An 18374-nucleotide genomic window follows, 5' to 3' on the forward strand; every position below is an offset into this window, starting at 1 on the left:
CATGGCCCTGCGCGATCGCTCCCAACCGCCGGTCCCGCCCGCGCATCACTCGGCGATCGAGGTGATGGTGGTGGACGACAGCGCCGTGATCCGTCAGCGGCTGAAGTCGATCATCGAGTCGGACCATCGGTTCCGCGTCACCCTCGCGGCCGACCCGTACGAGGCGGTCGCCATGCTCAGCCGGTCGGTCCCCGGCGTCATCGTGCTCGACGTCGAGATGCCCCGGATGGACGGGCTGACGTTCCTGCGCAAGCTGATGAAGCAGCACCCGATGCCCGTGGTGCTCTGCACGTCGGTCGCCGATCGGGCCGTGACGGCGCTGGAGATGGGGGCCATCGAGGTCATCGCCAAGCCCAACTGGCTGGACGCCTCGCGGTTGCCGGAATGGTCGGCGAACCTGCTGGAGAGCATCCGCAACGCGGCCCGCGCCGGCCGGCTCCCGCTCCGCGAGGACCGGCCGTCGGGCCAGGTCGACTCGCGCCATTCGGCCGACGCCGTCCTCCCCTATTCGCCCTACATGCCGCGCGGGACGGTGAGCGACCCCCTGGTGGTCGTGGGGGTGAGCACGGGCGGGGTGCAGGCGATCCAGGCGCTCCTGGCCGGCTTCCCCGCCAACGCGCCGGGCCTGGTCGTGGTCCAGCACATGCCGGCCGATTTCACCGGCGCGTTCGCCGAGCGGCTGAACAACGACGCCCGGATCAAGCTCGAAGTGACCGAGGCCCGGCACCACGAGCCGGTCCGGCCCGGGAGGGTGTTGATCATCCCCGGCGGGACGTCGCACGGGATGATCAAGCGGCACGGCTCGGGCTACCGCGTGGAGATGCAGGAGGGCCCGCCGGTCTGCCTCCACCGGCCGAGCGTGGAGGTCCTCTTCCGATCCGCCGCGCAGGCCGCGGGGCCGGCGGCGGCCGGCGTCATCATGACCGGGATGGGGGACGACGGCGCCGGCGGGCTGCTGGAGATGCGCGAGGCCGGGGCCCTGACCATCGCCCAGAACGAGGCCAGCTGCATCGTCTTCGGCATGCCTCGCGAGGCGATCCGACGGGGGGCGGCGAAGTACGTCGTCCCGCTGGATTCGATCGCCACGACGATCCAGGCATGGGTCGCGAACCCCGACGCCGGCACCTGGCACTGATCGATCCGATCAGGCCGGGCGCGGCGTCCGGGGAGCGTCGGCCGGGCGTCGCCGGCCCGATCAGTAGGAGTCGGCGCTGACGACCTCGCCGCCGGCGATCGTGTTCAGGCCGAGCCAGGTCGGCATGTTCACGCTGTTCTTGATGAACCGGCACGACCCGTCGCCCATGAGCGCGTTGACCCCGCCGGAGTGCCGGCTCCGCGCCCCGGCGTAGGCCGGCTTGTCGCCCGCGCCGCCGGTGCAGGGCAGGCCCTGGACGGGCTCGCTGTCGCACATCGGGACCTGGTTCAGGAAGTCGCCCGTCAGCCCCGAGCGGTAGTAGTCGTTCGGGTTGTTGGGGGCCAGCCGCGACTGGTACGACGCGCCTCCGGGGAGCGTCGACCACATCAGGCCTCGGACGTCGTACGTCTTGCCCTGGAGGATCTCGGCGGCGAAGACCGTGTTGCTGGTGCCGTCGCTCACCCCCTCCACGCCGATCGTGTAGAACCCGAACGCTCCCTTCTGGAAGGTCGGCGGGGCCCCCGTGGCGGGGTCGACCATCGGGCTGGAGGCCGCCCTCGTGTCCTGCCCCCACCAGAGGTTGCCCCAGTTGGCGGCGTAATTCCCCTTCGTGAACACGAGCGCGTTCAGCGGGGCGTTGCTGACGTAGGAGGGGGCGACCTGCCAGACGTTGACGCGGTCGCTTGGGCACTGGAACGAGCTCATCTTCGTCGAGGCCACCGTGCTGTTGATCCAGAACCCGAGCGGCAGCGGGGCCATCGGACCCTCGGACCCGATCGCGTAATTGTAGGAGTTCGCGAGGTTCCCCTGCTCGATGTACGGCAGCATCAGGCAGAACCACGGCGTGTTCTGGCAATTATTGAAGATGTTCGTGCCGCAGGCGGTCACCCCGGGCGCCATGATCGCGCCGACGCCGCGGATGCAGCCCGTCGGGAAGCTGTTGCCGGCGGAATGGTAGTTGTGCATCGCCAGCCCGAGCTGCTTCAGGTTGTTCGTGCACTGGATCCGCCGCGCGGCCTCGCGGGCGGCCTGGACGGCCGGCAGCAGCAGCGCGATGAGGACGGCGATGATGGCGATGACGACGAGCAGCTCGATCAGCGTGAATGCGCGCGCCTTCGAAGTCCTGGACATGGGACGGCGACTCCTGAGAGCGTTTCCGAACGAGGAAGAGTTGGGCACGGACGTAGTGGATGGGACGATCCCTCCGGCTTCGAGGGATGTGGATACAACCTACCAAGGAGGCACTCTCATGACGAGGACGGACTACGAAAATCGTTCGACTTTTTCCTCGCTCGGATTCAACGTTGAGAATCGGAATCAGATGGCTCGCCTGATGCCGTGGCGGGGCCGGCCCGAAAAGGCGATGATAGGGGCGGGAGCCGGAGGCCGTCGGCGGCCTTGCCGGTCCTGTCGGGGAAGAGCGTCGAAAGGAGCCTGCGAGCGGTGGTCGATTTGCGCGTGAAGCTGGGGCGGTTGTCGCTTGCGAATCCGGTGCTGACGGCGTCGGGGACGTTCGGGTACGTCCGCGAGATGGCGGGATTCGTCCGCCTGGAACGCCTGGGGGGCGTGGTCCCCAAGACTGTGACTCAACGCCCCCGCGCGGGGAACCCGACGCCCCGAACCGTCGAGACCCGCGCCGGGCTGCTCAACGCCATCGGCCTCGACAACGACGGGATCGACCACTTCCGGGAGCACCACCTGCCGTACCTCCGCACCACGGGGACGGCCGTGATCGCCAACATCGCGGGCGAGGACGAGGACCAGTTCGTGTCGATGGCCGAGGCGATCGGCGGCGAGCCCGGCGTCGCGGCGGTCGAGTTGAACGTCTCCTGCCCGAACGTCAGCCATGGGCTCGACCTGGGGATCGACGCGGCGGCCGTGGGCCGGCTGGTCCGCCGGGTGCGGGAGGTCTGCCCGATACCGGTGATCGCCAAGCTGACCCCCAACGTGACCGACGTCGTGGCCATCGCCGCGGCCGCCGCGGAGGCCGGGGCCGACGCCGTCACGCTCATCAACACCGTCCGCGGGATGGCCGTGGACTGGCGCCGACGCCGGCCGATCCTGGCGAACGACGTCGGCGGCCTGAGCGGCCCGGCGATCAAGCCGATCGCCCTGCGGATCGTCTGGGACGTCGCCCGCGCCCTGCCTACGCTCCCCATCATCGCCGTCGGCGGGATCGCCGACGCCGACGACGCCCTCGAGTTCCTCGTAGCCGGCGCGTCGGCCGTGCAGGTCGGCACGGCGAGCTTCTACAACCCCGCCGCCGCCGAGAACGTCCTCGACGGGATCGCCCGCGCGCTGGACGAGGCCGGCGTCGCCGCCGTCGCCGACTTCATCGGGACCGCCCGATCGAACCGCGACTGAGACGCCCCGATCAACGAAGCCGCGCGAGCGCCCGGAAGGGGACCAGCAGGACGCACGCCGCCATGCCGAGCCCGAGCGCGGCGACGGCTCCCCCTACGGCCGCGCCGACCGGCCCCAGGACCGTCTGCCCGTGGGCGAACCCCTCCAGGAGGACCCAGACGGTCAGCCCGCAGGAGGCCCCGGACGTGACGAGCTTCATCTTGGGGAGCCCGCCGAAGACCCAGGCCAGGGCCCGGAGCAGCCCGATCAGGGCGATCACGACGAGGGGCCAGGCGAAACCGGCCGCGACTCCCGAGGCGATCGCCGCGATCCAGGACTGGCTCGCGAGCCCGCCCGCCAGCGCCCCGATCAGGCCCGCCCACACGGGCCCGCCGATCGAATCGCCGCCCCCGCCGGATGGCCCGGGAGGGCCGGAAGAGGCGGACTGTTGCCACCGCTGGCGGTCGGCCTCGGCGTTCCAGCGGCCCACCATCTCGGCGGCGGACCTCGGCGGGCCCGTGTACCAGCCGGTCGCGCCCGCCTGATAGCCGCGATTGTAGTCGTCGATGCTCATGCGCGAGTCCCTTCGCGTTGGAAAGCGGTCGGGGCGCGGGCCGCGCGGCTTCGCGCGAGCCCCGGACGAAGATCGTCGCATCCGGAGCCTCGACTTGAGCGCCGTCTCAGCCCCCCTCGCGGACGACCCGATGGATCGTCCCCGGCCGGCGCTCGCCGGCCTCGTCCAGGGTCCAGGCCGGCTCGGGCTCGACGATCAGCCCCCGCGCGGCGGCCTCCGCCGGGAAGGACTCGGCGGAGACGCGGTAGGGGGTGGCGATCAGGGCCTCGCCGCCGGCGGCGAGCATTTCGGCGAGCACCTGGGCGACCAGGGGGACGAGTCGCTTCTCATAGAGCACGTCGGCCGCGATGATCCGGGGGAAGCGGACGTCGGGGGGCTCGCGCCAGTCCAGCAGGGTCGTGCTCGCGTGTTCCGCGGGGAAGCCGTTCTCGGCGACGCTCCGCCGGATGAAGCCGAAGGCGGCGGGGTCGTAGTCGCTGAAGCAGACGCGGAATCCCAGGGCCATCGCGGCCAGGCCCCCCAGGCCCAGCCCGCAGCCCAGTTCCAGGACCGGCTCCTCACCGGGATCGACGCCCCCCCAGCGGGCGAGGACGGCCTCGGCGAGCATCCCCGCGCCGGGCCAGAGGTAGGCCCAGTAGGGCATGTAGTCGTCGCGGCGGTTGCGGGCGTGGACGTCCGGGTCGTCGAGCAGGCGGTCGGGCTCGACCGGCCGGGCCAGGCGGATCGCCCGTCCGGCGATCGTGAGTATCGAGACCGTCGTCGGCCCCTCGTATTCGGGCCCCGTGGGCGTGGCGTCGTGGGGGGCGGGCGCGACCGACATGGAAACCTTTCCGCGCGACCGGGGGAGTTGACGGTCGGCCTAGACTTGGGACGTCGCCGCGACGGCGGGAATCGGAGCCCGCGTCCGGCGGGATCGATCAATGGAGGGACTTGAGACGATGGACGTGCCCAGGAACGAAGATCCCCTGGCCCCTCGGGCGGCGATCGACTCTCGCGTGACGCTGGCGATCCTGACGGTCCCCGAGCAGGCCAATCCCTTTGGGACCCTGCACGGCGGGGTCATGCTTCGCATGGCCGACGAGTGCGGCGCGGTGTCGGCGCTCCGGCACGTCGGGCGGGGGCAGGTGACGACGGCCGCGCTGGACTCGATGACCTTCCTCAACCCGGTGTACGTGGGCGAACGGGTCGAGATCGTCGCCGAGGTGACTCACGTGGGCCGGACGTCGATCGAGACGCGGATCGAGATCTACGCGGAGGCGCTCCAGCATCCCGGCCGTCGCAAGGTGGGCTCCGGGTTCGCGCTCTACGTGGCCCTCGACGACGCGGGGAAGCGGCCCCACGAGGTCCCGCCGCTGCTGTCGATCACCGAGGCCGACCGGATCCGGGACGAGGCCGCCCAGGCCCGCCAGGCCATCCGCCTGGCCCGTCGCGACGAGGCCAGGCGGCACAGCCGGGATTTCCTCTGATCAGTCCGACGCCGGCCGAGGGGCCTCGACCACGGCGGCCGTCGAGACCGCGCCGGGGATCTCGAATTTGGGGACCGCCTCGTCGGCCGGGGGCGTGGAGGCGCGGGGGGCGTCGTACATCCCGGACGGCTTGGGCGCCTGGTAGGGCGAGGCGTAGTTGGAGATCGCCGACGAGGAGTCGTCGAGGCCGCTGGTGACCTCGTTGAGCCCCTTCTTGAACTCGACGATCCCCTTGCCCAGCGAGCGGCCCACTTCGGGGAGCCGCTTGCCGAAGAGCAAGACGGCCAGCCCCATCACGATCATCATCTCCATCGGCCCGAGGTTGGGAAGCATGCGGCAGGCTCCGTGTCGTGTGCCACCGAATCGTGTGATGGTCCGTCCATCCGTCCCCGCGACGCTCCCGGTTCAGGGGGTCGGCGGGGTGATCTTCTTGTCGACGTTGACGGCCTCGTCGATCTCGTCCTCGATGCCGGCCACGCCCTTCTTGAACTCGGTGACGCTCTTGCCGAGCGAGCGCATCACGCTGGGGAGGCGGTTGCCGAACATCAGGAGGGAGACGAAGGCCACGATCACGAGCTCGGTGGTGCCGAGGTTCGGCAGGAAGGCGAACAGCATGGCTGGGTCCTCAGTCGGTCGGTTCGAGTCGGTTCGATTCAGGTCCGGTTGAAGCTCAGGGCGTCACGTCGCTGGTGATCAGGGTCCGGGCGACGATCCAGGTGGCGACGGCCGTGGCCGCCAGGATCGTCAGGAACCAGAAGAATCGCCCCCCCCGCGTCAACGAGGCCCCGAGGACGCGCCGTCGGACGGACGCGACGGGGGAGGGGGGGGATCGACGTCGGGGGCCCCGACGGACCGGGCTGATCCAGGGGAGCACCGTCCGGGCGCGTTCGGTCTTGAGGACCCCGGAGCGTCCGTAGAGCGCCAGGGCGACCATCACGATCAGTACCAGTTCGCGGATTCCGATCATCGCGCCTCGCCCGATGCTCGCGGGCATTGAGCGACGCCTCGGCCGCGCGAGGCGCGGCGATGGGTCGAGTCCTGGGGACGGTCCGCGGGGGGCGGAAGGCCGGGGGAGGTTCGCACACGGGACGCCGTCGCGTTGATGGGGGCCGACAGATCGGCGCCGACCATAGGCCAGTGCGTCTCGACAGGGACGACGCGGGTGGGACTACGTCTTTCCCATCCTATCGCCCACCACACCGCTGTCAATCCTTTTCCCCGGCCGGCGATCCGTCGGAGGCCTCCGAAAATCGGCTTCTTCGCATCAACTTATGTTGGCCGGAATGCACGCGACGGCGATTTCGACGCCGATTCGCCGCGGATGATGCGATCGTTTCTTCCCCGAATGCAACGCGCGTGGATCCTCGGCATCCACGCATTCACGGGCGGGGGCCATCCTCCTAAAGTGCGTTGGAGCCGAGGGACGAGCGAATGGAGACTCGACCGAGGCCGGCAGTGCAACCGGAACAAAAGGGCGAACTATGATGATGCGACGGTGGATCAAGGGGCTGGGCCTGGCGGCGTTGGGCATGATGGGCCTGGGCGGAGCGGCCTCGGCCGGCACCGTCTATGGGGTCGACAACGCCAGTCGGATCATCAAGGTCGATACCGTGACGAAGACGGAGACCGTCGTGGCGACGACCGGTCTGGGAGGGAGCGCGAACGGGCTCGCGCTGGACACCAACGCCAACAGGCTCCTGTTCAGGTCGCCGGACGCCTCGGCGCTTCGGGCCTTCGACCTGACCACCAACCTGTTGACGACGGTCGCCACCGCGACGCCGCTCCCCGGCTCGTCCGCCAGCGCCGCCTACTATGCGAACGCCTACTGGTACGTCCAGAACAACACCGACGACCTGGTCAAGGTGGACCTCTCGACCCCGACCGCGACCGTCACCACGTTCCTCGACTTCGACGGCTCGGCCGCTTCGAGCTACGGCTTCGGCGACATCGTGATCAGCACCCAGGGCATCCTCTACGGCTCGTCCAGCCGGGGCTTCTTCTCGCTGGACGTCTCCGGCGCGACGCCCGGCGCCTTCACCCTGCTGAACTCTCGCACGCCGCAGCTCCAGCTCGCCATGCTCGGCGACGGCAGCATCATCGGCCAGCAGCACGACGGCGTCAACGCCGGCAAGTGGTACAACGTGAGCCTCACCGGAGACACCACCCTGATCCCGAATTTCCAGACCGCCCCGCTCCGCGACCTGGCCAGCTCCGCCGTCCCCGAGCCTGGTTCGATCGCCATGATGGGCCTCGGCGGCCTCGGGGTCCTCGCCCTGGCCCGTCGCAAGTCCCGCCGCGCCGCCTGAACCCCGGCCCCACGGCCCTCCCGCTGATCCGAACGCCCCACGCCCCTCGGGACCATCGCGTCCCGGGGGGCGTCGTCGTTTCCCTACTCATCCGTCAGGCGACGACGATGAGTTCGCGCCGTCGTGCGTTCTCGGCCGATCAGCGCCCGACGACGGCCGTCGGCTCGGAGCTTTCGAGCACATGGAGCCACTCGCGGTACTCGGGCGAGTTGAGGGCGGCCCGGGCCCGTCCCCAGCGTTGGTCGACCCAGCTCCAGAAGTCGAAGTCGATCGTGGAGACCTTCCACTGGATCGCGGCCCAGAGCGTCCAGCCGACGTCCGACATGAGGATGTTGAGCTTCATCCGGGCGAGCTTGTCCGGGTAGGCGTCGCCGAAGTACGCGGCGCACATCTCCTGGACGCGCGGCTCGTCGTACTCCAGCTCCTGGCAGGCGTTCCCCAGCTCGAACGTCGGGTCGTTGTTGCCGCTGTATTCGAAGTCGATCAGCCAGAGTCGGCGTCCGTCGTCCAGGATGTTCCCCGCAAGCAGGTCGTTGTGGCAGGGGACGGTGGGGACCGGGTGCCGGGAGAAGGCGGACTCGATCCGCTCGACCTCGGGCATGTAGCGGACGTAGTCGTCCGGGATGGGAATCTCCAGTTCCCGCGTGATCCGAAGGTAGCGCCGGGTCAGCTCGAACATGTCGAAATCGTGCAAGAAGCGAGGCCCCGCGTGGAGCCGCTTGAGGACCTGCGCGAGCCGGATCGGCATCCGAGGGCCTCGCATCGACTCCAGGGTCATGGTCTCGGCGGGGATGAATTCGAGGACCAGGACGTTCAGGTCGCGGAAGTGGTGGACGACTCGCGGGCAGACCCCCGCCTCGGCCGCGGCCCGGGTGTTGTGAAGCTCGTTGCCGCGATCGATCGCGAGCCATTCGGTCCCCGCCCCCGGGATGCGCACGACGAACGCGTGCCCGTCCACGGCCACGCGGTAAGCCTGGTTCGTCAGCCCCCCGATGAGCGGCGTCACGACGGGAGAGCGCCCCGACCAGGCGGGGATTCGGTCGATGACCTGGTCGATCGAGATCGTAGTCGTCTTCAATTCCGGCGAGGATCCGCGGCCCAGGACTGTTTCGACCGGACCAGGCACGGGCCCGTGCCTGGCGACCAGGGGGAGGCTTGGAAAGCGAGGGGAGAGATCTCCGTCGACCGACGGACGTCACGATGATCTCAAATCAGCCCGAGGGGCTCAAGCCGCCTTTCGAGTCCGGAAAGGGCGGTCGCCCGAGTCCATGCAATCCGTGCTGTTTGCGAAGCCAAGTCAGACGATGACCCGCAACGCCCGAAGCCGCCGCGCCGCCTCGTCGAGGGTCTCATCCCGTTTGCAGAAGCAGAATCGGACGTAGGAGCTTCCCAGGGATTTGTCTCGGAAGAAGCTGGATCCGGGAACGGTGGCGACGCCCAGTTCGCGGACCAATTTGCCCGCGAAGGCGACGTCGTCGTCGGCGCCGAAGGGGGTGATCCCGGCCATGACGTAGTAGGCGCCCTGGGGGGCCTCGAACTCGAAGCCGATCTCCCATAGAGCCTTGCAGAACCGGTCGCGGCGCGTCTGGTAGCCGGCGGCGAGGGCGTCATAGTAGCTTCGGGGGAGTCGGTAGGCGACCGCGCCGGCTTCTTGCAGCGGGGCCGCCGCGCCGATGGAGACGAAGTCGTGGACCTGGCGGAACGTCTTCGACAGGTGGGGAGGGGCGAGGATCGTCCCCACGCGCCAGCCGGTGACGGAGTAGGTCTTCGACATCCCGCCGACGGTCACCGACCGCTCCCACATGCCGTCGAGGGCCGCCAGCGCGACGTGCTCACGGCCGTCGAAGAGGATGTGTTCATAGATCTCGTCGGTGATCGCCACCACGTCCCACTTGCGGCAGAGGGCCGCGACCGCCTCCAGCTCCTCGCGGGTGAAGACCGCGCCGGTGGGGTTGTTGGGGTTGCAGAGCACGATGGCCTTGGTGCGGTCGTTGAAGACGGCGGCCAGCTCGTCGGGGTCGAACTTCCAGTCCGGCGGGCGGACGGGGACGAACCGGGGGGTGGCGCCGGCGAGCACGCAGTCGGGCCAGTAGTTCTCGTAGAAGGGCTGCGTCAGGATCACCTCGTCGCCCGGGTTGATGATCGAGAGCAGGGCGACGAGCATGGCCTCGGTGCTGCCGCAGGTCACGGTGATCTCGGACTCGGGGTCGACGGCGAGCCCCAGGTGCCAGCCGGCGTGCTCGGCGACGGCCTGGCGGAGGTCGTGCGCGCCCCAGGTGATCGCGTACTGGTTGACGTCGTCCTGGATGGCGCGGCAGGCGGCGTCCTTGAGGGCCTGGGGGGCGGGAAAGTCGGGCATGCCCTGGGCCAGGTTCACGGCGTCGTGGCGGCGGGCCTCGATCGACATCCCGCGGATGACGCTGTCGGTGAACCGCGCGGCCTTGGCGGCGATCAACGGATGCTGCATCGTGGGGCGACTCGGGTTCGAGGAGGGCCGCCGCCGCGACGGCGCGCGGCGGCGGCCCGGATGGTAAAGGGGGGAGCGGGTCACTCGGGGCGATGGGCGGCGTGGCAGGCCTTGCACGAGCCGCCGATGCCCTGGACGACGGCCTTCAGGCCCTCCACGTCCTTCTTCTCGACGGCCGCGCCGAGGGTCTTGGCGTGCTCGGCGAGCCCCTTCGTCAACTTGTCCCAGGAGTCCTTGTCGCCCTTGGGGGGGGCGTTCTCGCCCAGGGCCGGGGCGTACCTGGCGAAGACGTCCGAAGCTTCTTTGACCTTGGTCCAGTCGGGCGAGTCGCTCTTGGCGGCGGCCTTGAGCGTGCCGTTCGGCGAGCTCTTGCCGGCGAACAGCTTCTTCATGACGACCTCGACGCTGGCCGCTTCGTCGGCCGCGTCGACCCGCGCGGCCGACAGGCCCGCGGCGAGGATCAGGGCCGCCAGGCTCGCACCGCAGATCAGGCTCTTCATGCAATACTCCTCAAAGGACCATCGAGAGTCGGACCTCCGGCGCGGAGGCCCGAGGTTGCGTCGTCGGAGAGCGGGACGGATCGACGGCGATCCATCAGCGTCATAGCCTACAGTCCGGGCCCTGCGCGGGCCAGAACAGCCGCGTCGAAACGATGGATCGGGGCCTCCTCGCGGCTCGGGCGCCCGGACCCGGCGGCTTCGAGCCTCCCTGACCCCAGGCCGCCCCGGGTCTGATTCATCGAGCGAGCCAGGAACGCCGGGAGTGCAAGGACCAGGGCGATCGCGACGACCAGGATCATCAGGTCGATCAAGCCGACCCGCCGCCTCAAGCCCGCCGCCCAGGCCAGCGGCGCCAGCATGAGGACGCCGGCAGGGAACCAGTACGGTACGACGATCAGGCGGTAAGCGCCCGTGTAAGGGCGTCCCAGCCCCATGTGGAGGCGGCTGTCGGTCTGCCAGACGAAGCCCAGCCGCCATCGGACGCGGCTGGGGTAGTTGGACATGCCGCCGGTCCAGATCGCCTGTGGCACAGGCGGTCGGCCCCATAGGTCGTCCCGCCGCTGCAGCCGCCGCCGAGGGTGGTGAGCAGGTGCAAGCGGCCGAGGATCGACTGGGCGACGTGACAGTTTCCCCCCGCCCAGCCGAAGCCGATCGAGTCCCGGATCCAGTAGCTGCGCACCCATGAACCCAGGGTCGCCAGGCAGAGCAACAGCGAGAGCGCCGTCAGCACGTTCCAGGCGACCGAGCCGGCGCGTCTCCTAGCGAGTGTCATCGGCTCCATTTCCCGCATCGAGGAACGCCCCGGGGTCGATGCTCCATCGTCCTCCAGCTTACCCATCCGGCTCGACGAGCTTCAAATGTCGAGAGCGACCGCGTCCGTGCGTTTAGAATCATACGACCGTCGCACGCCGGGACGGAACGCCCCATGGGAGGATGCCATGCCGCCGAGACGAGCCTCAAGGGCCTTTACGCTGATCGAGCTGCTGGTGGTCATCGCCATCATCGCCGTCTTGATCGCGCTGCTGCTGCCGGCCGTCCAGGCCGCGCGCGAGGCGGCCCGGCGCGCGCAGTGCGCCAACAACCTGAAGCAGGTCGGCCTGGCGATTCACGGCTATGTCTCGACGCACGGGGTCTTCCCGCCGGGACGGGTCAACAGCCATGTCGCCGGCCTGGGGAACACCTGGGGGGCGTACGCCCAACTGCTGCCTCAGCTCGAGTTGACGACGGTCTTCAACGCCTTCAACTTCGATCTCGCGCCCGACACCGCCCCGGCCAACACGACGGCCGGGGCGATCTTCATCTCCACCTTCCTCTGCCCGAGCGATCCCAGCCCGCCCCAGTACGCCCAGGCGAATTACGGGATGCACAATTACCCGGTCTGCGTCGGCAGCCGCCACCCGGTGACCCAAGCCCCGCTCGACGCCTCGGGCCGCGCGCTCGGCGTCCGGCCCGACGGGATGTTCGCGGAGAACTCGGCGCTGCGGCTCGAGGCGGTCGTCGACGGCCTCTCGAACACGGTCGCGGTCGGCGAGTCGATCCGCTCGGTCCCCGGCGTCGGCTTCGACGCCGACAAGCTCAACGGCTTCGTGATCACCGGCGACAACAGGACCAGCGGCCCGCCGATCACGTCGGACGCCGATTACGCGACGCTCTGCCTCGCGAACCCGCCGGCCGGCTTCCAGGTGACGCGAGGGAGCAAATGGCACTACGGGGCCCCGGGCCACAGCATGTACAACCACCGTCGGACGCCCAACGACGCCCGGGGCGACTGCCGGGGCGGACTGCCTCACAGCGACAAGCGCGACCCGTTCTGGCATCAGCTGTCGCTCGACGTCGCGGCGCGGAGCCGGCATCCCGGCGGCGTCCAGGCCTTGCTGGCGGACGGCCACGTCCAGTTCGTCAAGGACTCGGTCGGCCTCACGATCTGGCGGTCGCTCGCGAGCGTCGCCGGGGGCGAGGTCGTCTCGGCCGACTCGTACTGAGACAAGCCTTCCGCCCGGATGGGCCGCTTCCGCAAGACGTTAATCGCCGCGGGCGCCGGGAGGGCGGAAGGGTCCTGTGCATCGCGCCGGGCGGTCGGAACTTCCCCGCCCGGTCGATCTCGCATCGGTTGAAGCCCTCGGACCGATCACGGCTTCAGGACGACCTTGATGCAATTGTCCTGCTTGTCGCGGAAGGTCTTGTACATCTCGGGGGCCTTCTCCAGGGGCACTTCGTGGGTGATGACGAACGAGGGGTCGATCGCGCCGGACTGGATTTTTTCCAGCAACGGCTTCGTGTAACGCTGGGTGTGGGTCTGGCCCATTTTGAAGGTGAGCCCTTTGTTCATCGCCGCACCCATCGGCAGCTTGTCGAGGAAGCCGATGTAGACGCCGGGGATCGACACCGTGCCACCCTTGCGGCAGCACATAATGGCGTCCCTGAGGGCTGCGGGACGGTCGGTCGCCAAGCCCACCGCAGCCTTGGCCTTGTCGACCATGGCTCCGATGCTCCCCGTCCCGTGGGCCTCGGCGCCGACCGCGTCGATGCAGCTGTCCGGCCCCTTGCCCTTGGTCATCTCCATCAGCGTCTCATAGACGTCCTTCTCCATGAAGTCGATGGTCTCGGCCTTGCCCTGACGGGCCATCTCCAGACGCTCGGGCACCGTGTCGATGGCGATGACGCGCCCCGCGCCGAGCAGCCAGGCGCTGCGGATGACGAACTGGCCCACGGGACCGCATCCCCAGATCGCGACCGTGTCCCCCTTCTGGATCTGGGCGTTCTCGGCCGCCATGTAGCCGGTGGGGAAGATATCGGAGAGGAAGACGACCTGCTCGTCGGGGAGGCCGTCGGGGATGACCTGGGGGCCGATGTCGGCGTACGGGACGCGGAGGTATTCGGCCTGGCCGCCGGGGAAGCCGCCGAGCATGTGCGAGTAGCCCAGCAGCCCGGCGGGCGACTGGCCCATCGCCTTTCGGGCGACCTCGGCGTTGGGATTGGAGGTGTCGCAGAGCGAAAATTCGCCCCGCTTGCAGTACCAGCATTCGCCGCAGGAGAGCGTGAACGGGACGACCACCCGGTCGCCCTTCTTGAGCTTCCGGACGTCCTTTCCGACCTCGACGACCACGCCCATCGGCTCGTGGCCAAGGACGTCGCCGGCCTCCATCGTCGGCATGTAGCCGTCGTAGAGGTGGAGGTCGGACCCGCAGATGCAGGTGCTCGTGATCTTGATGATCGCGTCGCCCGGCTTCTCGATCGTGGGGTCGGGGACGGTGTCGACGCGGACGTCGCCCTTCCCGTGCCAGCAGAGGGCTCTCATGGTGTCTCGCCTCCGGTGATCGTAGGGTGTTGGATTTTCAACGTCCCGACACGGCCTCGCTCGCCTCGCGGTAGTGCGGCGCCGACCCGTCCGCCACGTTCGCGCGGTGGGTGGCGATGGAACCGTGCGGCCTGGCGCTGCCGAGCCGCCTGGCGCACCAGTAATCGAGCGCCGTGATCGCGGCGACGACCGCGAACGCGGCGGCGAGGTTTTTCTTCCTGGGGTTGTCCTCGGTGAAGCCCGAGCCCAACGCGGCGAGGTCGAGGGCGTCGCCCGCGACCCGAGCCCAGACCCCCGCCTTGGGGTTTTCCATCGCAAGGATGGCGACGCCCGTGGCGGCTTCCCTTGCGCCGAAGACGCGAAACAGCCAATCCTTGTCCTCCATCCCGAGCGCCCGGCCGATTTCGCGGCCCGCGACGATCTCGGCGAACCCCAGGCCGATGCTGAACCAACCCAGGCCGCGGGCGACCCTCATCTCGTTCATTTTCAGGTCCTGCTTCGTCACGACTCCGAACCCGTCAAGAGCTGGCCGATGAAGGAGAAATTGCAGTGCAAACGGCGAGCCTAAATCCGGAGAGGGGCGTTCGACCTGGGATCAGCCGATTCCCGAGCGGCACACCTTTGCGTCAAATCCGCATGTTCTCATGGGGGTCCATCTCGGCGCGACGATGCGGTTCCTTGCTCCTTCCGCATCCCCTCCGCCGCAGGCGTCGGAAAGTCCGACCGCCCCGACATTCGTCGACGAAGCAGCCGGCATGTGCTTTGCGTACCATTGGTGTTCCCGATACCCTTGATCCACGACGGCTGCGCGGATTTCCCGGCGGCGGGATCGAGGGCGGCCATTCGATGCGGAACCACCGGGAGTCGACCCCATGCGCTGGCAAGGCGGACGAGAAAGTGAGAACGTCGAGGATCGCCGGGGGGTGTCACCGGCGGCGGTCGGCGGCGGGATCGGCACGCTGATCGTGATCGTGCTCGCCCTTTTCCTGGGGATCGACCCGCGTCCCTTGCTCAGGGTCTTCCAGGGGGGCGCGCCGGGTGGGGCGCCCCAGCAGCAGCAACGCGAGCGCGAGCTGACGCCGCAGGAGAAGGAGCAGGGCCAGTTCGTCCGCGCGCTCATGGCGATGACCGAGGACGTCTGGAACGAGCAGTTCGCCGAGATGGGCCGGGAGTATCAGGAGCCGACGCTCGTCCTGTTCTCCGGCCAGGTCGCCACCCAGGGATGCGGCTTCGCCAGCTCGGCCGTCGGGCCGTTTTACTGCCCGGGGGACCAGAAGGTCTACATCGACCTGTCCTTCTACGACGAGCTGAAGACCCGCTTCAAGGCCCCCGGCGAGTTCGCCCAGGCGTATGTGATCGCGCACGAGGTCGGCCACCACGTCCAGAACCTCCTGGGGATCAGCGAGAAGATCTCTCGGGCGCAGCAGCAGTCCGGCAAGGCCGAGGCCAACCGGCTCTCCGTCATGCTGGAGCTTCAGGCCGACTTCTTCGCCGGGGTCTGGGCCCACCACATCGAGAAGAAGCGGCACGTCCTGGAGAGCGGCGACATCGAGTCGGGGCTCCGGGCGGCGACGGCCATCGGCGACGACGCGCTTCAGAAGCAGGCGCAGGGTTATACCGTGCCGGACTCCTTCACCCACGGCACGTCCGAGCAGCGGGTCCGCTGGTTCACCAAGGGGCTCCAGACCGGCGACGTCAACCAGGGCGACACGTTCAACGCGCCGGACCTCTGATCGGGAGGATCGCCGAGGGGCGGTGCAGCTTCTCCAGGCGTCGCGACGGGCGCGACCGGATCGACGGATCCAACCCGTTCGTCGCGATCGACCCTCGCGTCGCGTGGGCTGAATGGGAACGGTTCGCCTCGGTGCGGGGCCGATACAGAAATCAGTTTGGGAACCGGCGGGGGAATTCCGTCGGTCTCCGTCGCGGCGTCGGGCCTCGGACGGATCGTCCGTCCGGGGGAGGAGTCCCGCCGTCCGCCGCCTCGCCTCTCGCGATCATGGAGGATCGTCGCATGTCGGCCTCATCGAACCGCGCCCGCACGTCGCGTCACACGTTCCGCCCGACGGCGGGCGCCGACGCCCGCCTCGAAGAGCGGATCGTCATGTCGAACGCGCCCGTGACGCTGCACGAGTACCTGACGATCTCGCAGCGGCTGCTGGCGAACCCGTCGCCCCGGCTCGCCCGCGTCGTCGGCTTCCCGGCGTTCACGAAGAACGCCCCCGGGGTCCACGAGAACCCCCGGACCATCTACGCCCCGGCGATCCAGACCATCCGTGGCGGCCAGGCGGTCAACGTCGTGACCACCGACGGCTCCCGGTTCCGGATCCAGCTCGGCTACGTCTCCAACACCCAGCAGACCTCGGCCAACGAGGGTGCCGCGGGCGCCTACGCGGTCGGCTCGGGCCAGACGGCGCTGAGCATCGCGCAGCCGACCGAGACGCCCCAGCCCCAGGGGACGGTGCGCGTCTACCCCCGGCCCGACGGCTCCGTCGGCATCATCGTGGACGGCTCGACCTCGAACACCGAGCTGACCATCAACCCGCTCCCCCGGTCGATCCGCAAGGGGTACGCCCACAGCTTCGCCTACGGCCAGGCCGAGCAGACCCGCGTCCTGGACGTCAGCTCGATCACGGTCAACAGCGGCTCGATCGCCTCGATCCTCGGCTATCACACCGCGAACCTGACCGGCCCGGTCACGGTCAGCGGCAGTGGGGCCATCGACCGGATCGCCTTCCGCTCCATCGGGCCGGGCGGGGCGATCACCACCGGCGGCGACGTCGACACGCTCGACATCCTCGCCGGCGCCACCCTCAGCGGCGGCTCGATCTCGATCGGCCGCGACCTCAACCTCCTGAACGTCGGCGGCGACCTGGTGCTGGCGAACGGCAGCAACCTCTTCATCAACCGCGACCTCGGCCTGGTCCCGCAGCCGCCGAAGGGGACCGCGACCGGCTCCAACGTCCTGACCCTGAACGTCCCGCTCGTCGGCACCCAGACGACCCAGCAGTTCCCGCCGGTCTCGGGCCTGATCAAGGGGGACGTCGTCATCAACCCCGGCAGCCAGTTCGCGATCGGCCGGGGGATCGACAATCAGCTCCAGGTGAACGGCAGTTTCACGGGCCTGAGCCATTTCAGCGCCAAGGAGAACAACGTCCCGCCCGACACCACCACCACCCCGCCGACGCCGGTCCCGCCGATCCGGATCCTGGGGACCATCACGGCCTGACCTGGCCTGACCCCCCGTCGTCGATCAGGGCTTCGGGCCGGCCAGGTAGGCCGGCTTGAGGTCCTTCTTGAACCCGCCGACGCCCGAGTTGTTGGGCTCGTAAGGTCCGACGAAGTCGGCCTTCACGCCGTCGGCGGGGATCTTCTCCTCAAGCCCGAGCGCCCAGAAGACGCCGTTGAGGGCCAGCTTCCGCATCGACTCGGCCTTGAAGTCGAAGGGATGGCCCAGGGTCGTGAAGAAGACCCGGGCGGGCTTGCCGCTCGCGCCGGTGTAGGTCTTCGTCCAGGCGACGGGGTTGGTCTCGGGGAATCGGTCGAACTCCTTCGCGTGGCCCGATTTCAGGGCCTTGCCGATCAGGAGCCGGGTGCAATCTCCCTCCAGCGCGTCGCCTCCCCCCTCGACGTGGTACAGCCACGAGTAGGTCTCGAACGGCGTCACGCCCCGGAGGGTGGGGTGTCCGACGGCCGAGGGCTCGGGGGAGACGGCGGTGAGCATCTCCAGTCCGTCGCCGAAGTGGCCGTGGTGGGTGATCCATTTCTGGCCGAAGACCTTGCGCTCCCAGGCCTCGTTCATCTCGGCCGCGTGGGGGCCGCCGTCGTACCGGAAGGCGTGGGTGGCGGTGCGGAAGCCCATGATGGGTCGGCCGCTCTCGGCGTACTTCCGGATCCGGTCGAGCTGGTGGTCGGGCAGCTTGCGGAACCGGGTGTACATGACGACGAGGTCGGCGTCGTCGAGCGCCTCCAGCCCGGCGATGTTCGTCAGGACGTTCGGGTCGACCTTCCCCTGCTCGTTCAGGGCGTAGCAGACCGAGACGCGGAACCCGTGGGTCTCGTCGAGGATCCTCGCCAGCATCGGCAGGGACTCCTCGCTGCGATACTCCTCGTCGCCGCTGATGAGGACGACGTGGGGGGCCTCGGCCTTGGCCGGCTCGTCCGCGGCCCTCGCCGCGAGGGGGAGGAGGAGCAAGCAGGCCGGGCCGAACCAGCGGGAGAACGCGCGCGCCATGGGGGGATCCTCGGGTGTGGTGGGCGGTTTCCGCCGTTATAAGGGCCGCGG

The 18374-nt window shown here is 69.3% G+C and carries 20 protein-coding genes; 7 read left to right on the forward strand and 13 right to left on the reverse strand.

Features of this window, described 5'->3' with window-relative positions:
- Position 1: 1 nt before the first annotated feature.
- Positions 2-1135 carry a chemotaxis-specific protein-glutamate methyltransferase CheB gene (gene cheB, locus VT85_RS03400; protein ID WP_068410526.1) on the forward strand — a complete coding sequence of 378 codons (1134 nt, stop codon included), beginning with the start codon at positions 2-4 and terminating at the stop codon, positions 1133-1135.
- 60 nt (positions 1136-1195) lie between these two features.
- Here cheB and VT85_RS03405 read toward each other — a convergent pair whose 3' ends face one another.
- A complete protein-coding gene (locus tag VT85_RS03405; protein ID WP_068410529.1) occupies positions 1196-2266 on the reverse strand; it encodes a DUF1559 domain-containing protein in 1071 nt (356 codons plus the stop codon).
- Positions 2267-2578: 312 nt separating this feature from the next.
- Here VT85_RS03405 and VT85_RS03410 point away from each other — a divergent pair, with 312 nt between their 5' ends.
- Entirely contained in the window at positions 2579-3499 is a 921-nt protein-coding gene (locus VT85_RS03410; RefSeq protein ID WP_068421323.1) for a dihydroorotate dehydrogenase, read from the forward strand.
- Between the two features lie 10 nt (positions 3500-3509).
- Here the strand turns inward: VT85_RS03410 and VT85_RS03415 are convergent, their stop codons facing one another.
- On the reverse strand, positions 3510-4052 hold the full coding sequence (locus tag VT85_RS03415; protein WP_068410532.1) for a hypothetical protein: 543 nt from the start codon (positions 4050-4052) through the stop codon (positions 3510-3512).
- Positions 4053-4158: 106 nt separating this feature from the next.
- Positions 4159-4872, reverse strand: a complete 714-nt coding sequence (locus tag VT85_RS03420) for a class I SAM-dependent methyltransferase (protein WP_068410536.1) — start codon at positions 4870-4872, stop codon at positions 4159-4161.
- Positions 4873-4990: 118 nt separating this feature from the next.
- On the opposite strand from VT85_RS03420, the gene VT85_RS03425 reads away from it, so the two are divergent.
- Positions 4991-5518 carry an acyl-CoA thioesterase gene (locus VT85_RS03425; protein WP_068421326.1) on the forward strand — a complete coding sequence of 176 codons (528 nt, stop codon included), beginning with the start codon at positions 4991-4993 and terminating at the stop codon, positions 5516-5518.
- Here the strand turns inward: VT85_RS03425 and VT85_RS03430 are convergent, their stop codons facing one another.
- The 3 genes from VT85_RS03430 to VT85_RS03440 form a co-directional block, all read right to left on the reverse strand.
- Positions 5519-5851 (reverse strand): twin-arginine translocase TatA/TatE family subunit, encoded by a 333-nt coding sequence (locus VT85_RS03430; protein ID WP_068410539.1) that lies wholly within the window; start codon positions 5849-5851, stop codon positions 5519-5521.
- 72 nt (positions 5852-5923) lie between these two features.
- The gene (locus VT85_RS03435; RefSeq protein ID WP_068410542.1) at positions 5924-6133 is read right to left on the reverse strand and encodes a twin-arginine translocase TatA/TatE family subunit; all 210 of its coding nucleotides are present in this window, start codon (positions 6131-6133) and stop codon (positions 5924-5926) included.
- A gap of 55 nt (positions 6134-6188) precedes the next feature.
- On the reverse strand, positions 6189-6485 hold the full coding sequence (locus VT85_RS03440) for a hypothetical protein (RefSeq protein WP_197491069.1): 297 nt from the start codon (positions 6483-6485) through the stop codon (positions 6189-6191).
- Between the two features lie 514 nt (positions 6486-6999).
- On the opposite strand from VT85_RS03440, the gene VT85_RS03445 reads away from it, so the two are divergent.
- Positions 7000-7824 (forward strand): PEP-CTERM sorting domain-containing protein, encoded by an 825-nt coding sequence (locus VT85_RS03445; protein WP_068410549.1) that lies wholly within the window; start codon positions 7000-7002, stop codon positions 7822-7824.
- A gap of 139 nt (positions 7825-7963) precedes the next feature.
- Here VT85_RS03445 and VT85_RS03450 read toward each other — a convergent pair whose 3' ends face one another.
- The 4 genes from VT85_RS03450 to VT85_RS28220 all read right to left on the reverse strand — a co-directional run bounded on the left by VT85_RS03450 (position 7964) and on the right by VT85_RS28220 (position 11294).
- Positions 7964-8902 carry a choline/ethanolamine kinase family protein gene (locus tag VT85_RS03450; RefSeq protein ID WP_068410552.1) on the reverse strand — a complete coding sequence of 313 codons (939 nt, stop codon included), beginning with the start codon at positions 8900-8902 and terminating at the stop codon, positions 7964-7966.
- 219 nt (positions 8903-9121) lie between these two features.
- Positions 9122-10291, reverse strand: coding sequence for a pyridoxal phosphate-dependent aminotransferase (locus VT85_RS03455; protein ID WP_068410555.1), 1170 nt, complete (start codon positions 10289-10291; stop codon positions 9122-9124).
- An 80-nt stretch (positions 10292-10371) separates the two neighbouring features.
- Positions 10372-10791, reverse strand: coding sequence for a cytochrome c (locus tag VT85_RS28215; protein WP_068410559.1), 420 nt, complete (start codon positions 10789-10791; stop codon positions 10372-10374).
- Positions 10792-10898: 107 nt separating this feature from the next.
- Positions 10899-11294, reverse strand: coding sequence for a hypothetical protein (locus VT85_RS28220; RefSeq protein WP_068410562.1), 396 nt, complete (start codon positions 11292-11294; stop codon positions 10899-10901).
- Between the two features lie 435 nt (positions 11295-11729).
- On the opposite strand from VT85_RS28220, the gene VT85_RS03470 reads away from it, so the two are divergent.
- Positions 11730-12773 (forward strand): DUF1559 domain-containing protein, encoded by a 1044-nt coding sequence (locus VT85_RS03470; protein ID WP_068410565.1) that lies wholly within the window; start codon positions 11730-11732, stop codon positions 12771-12773.
- A gap of 146 nt (positions 12774-12919) precedes the next feature.
- On the opposite strand, the gene VT85_RS03475 is transcribed toward VT85_RS03470, so the two are convergent.
- Positions 12920-14089 carry a zinc-dependent alcohol dehydrogenase gene (locus VT85_RS03475; RefSeq protein WP_068410569.1) on the reverse strand — a complete coding sequence of 390 codons (1170 nt, stop codon included), beginning with the start codon at positions 14087-14089 and terminating at the stop codon, positions 12920-12922.
- A gap of 37 nt (positions 14090-14126) precedes the next feature.
- Positions 14127-14573: a hypothetical protein gene (locus tag VT85_RS03480; protein ID WP_068410571.1), complete on the reverse strand. Its 447-nt coding sequence runs from the start codon at positions 14571-14573 to the stop codon at positions 14127-14129.
- 388 nt (positions 14574-14961) lie between these two features.
- Between VT85_RS03480 and VT85_RS03485 the strand changes: the two genes are divergently transcribed.
- Positions 14962-15822, forward strand: coding sequence for a neutral zinc metallopeptidase (locus VT85_RS03485; RefSeq protein WP_068410574.1), 861 nt, complete (start codon positions 14962-14964; stop codon positions 15820-15822).
- A 281-nt stretch (positions 15823-16103) separates the two neighbouring features.
- Positions 16104-17318, forward strand: a complete 1215-nt coding sequence (locus tag VT85_RS03490; RefSeq protein ID WP_068410577.1) for a hypothetical protein — start codon at positions 16104-16106, stop codon at positions 17316-17318.
- Positions 17319-17342: 24 nt separating this feature from the next.
- Here VT85_RS03490 and VT85_RS03495 read toward each other — a convergent pair whose 3' ends face one another.
- Positions 17343-18323 carry a ThuA domain-containing protein gene (locus VT85_RS03495; RefSeq protein ID WP_068410579.1) on the reverse strand — a complete coding sequence of 327 codons (981 nt, stop codon included), beginning with the start codon at positions 18321-18323 and terminating at the stop codon, positions 17343-17345.
- Positions 18324-18374: the final 51 nt, after the last annotated feature.

Origin of the sequence: Planctomyces sp. SH-PL62 (genome assembly GCF_001610895.1) — a bacterium.
Taxonomy (GTDB): Bacteria; Planctomycetota; Planctomycetia; order Isosphaerales; family Isosphaeraceae; genus Paludisphaera.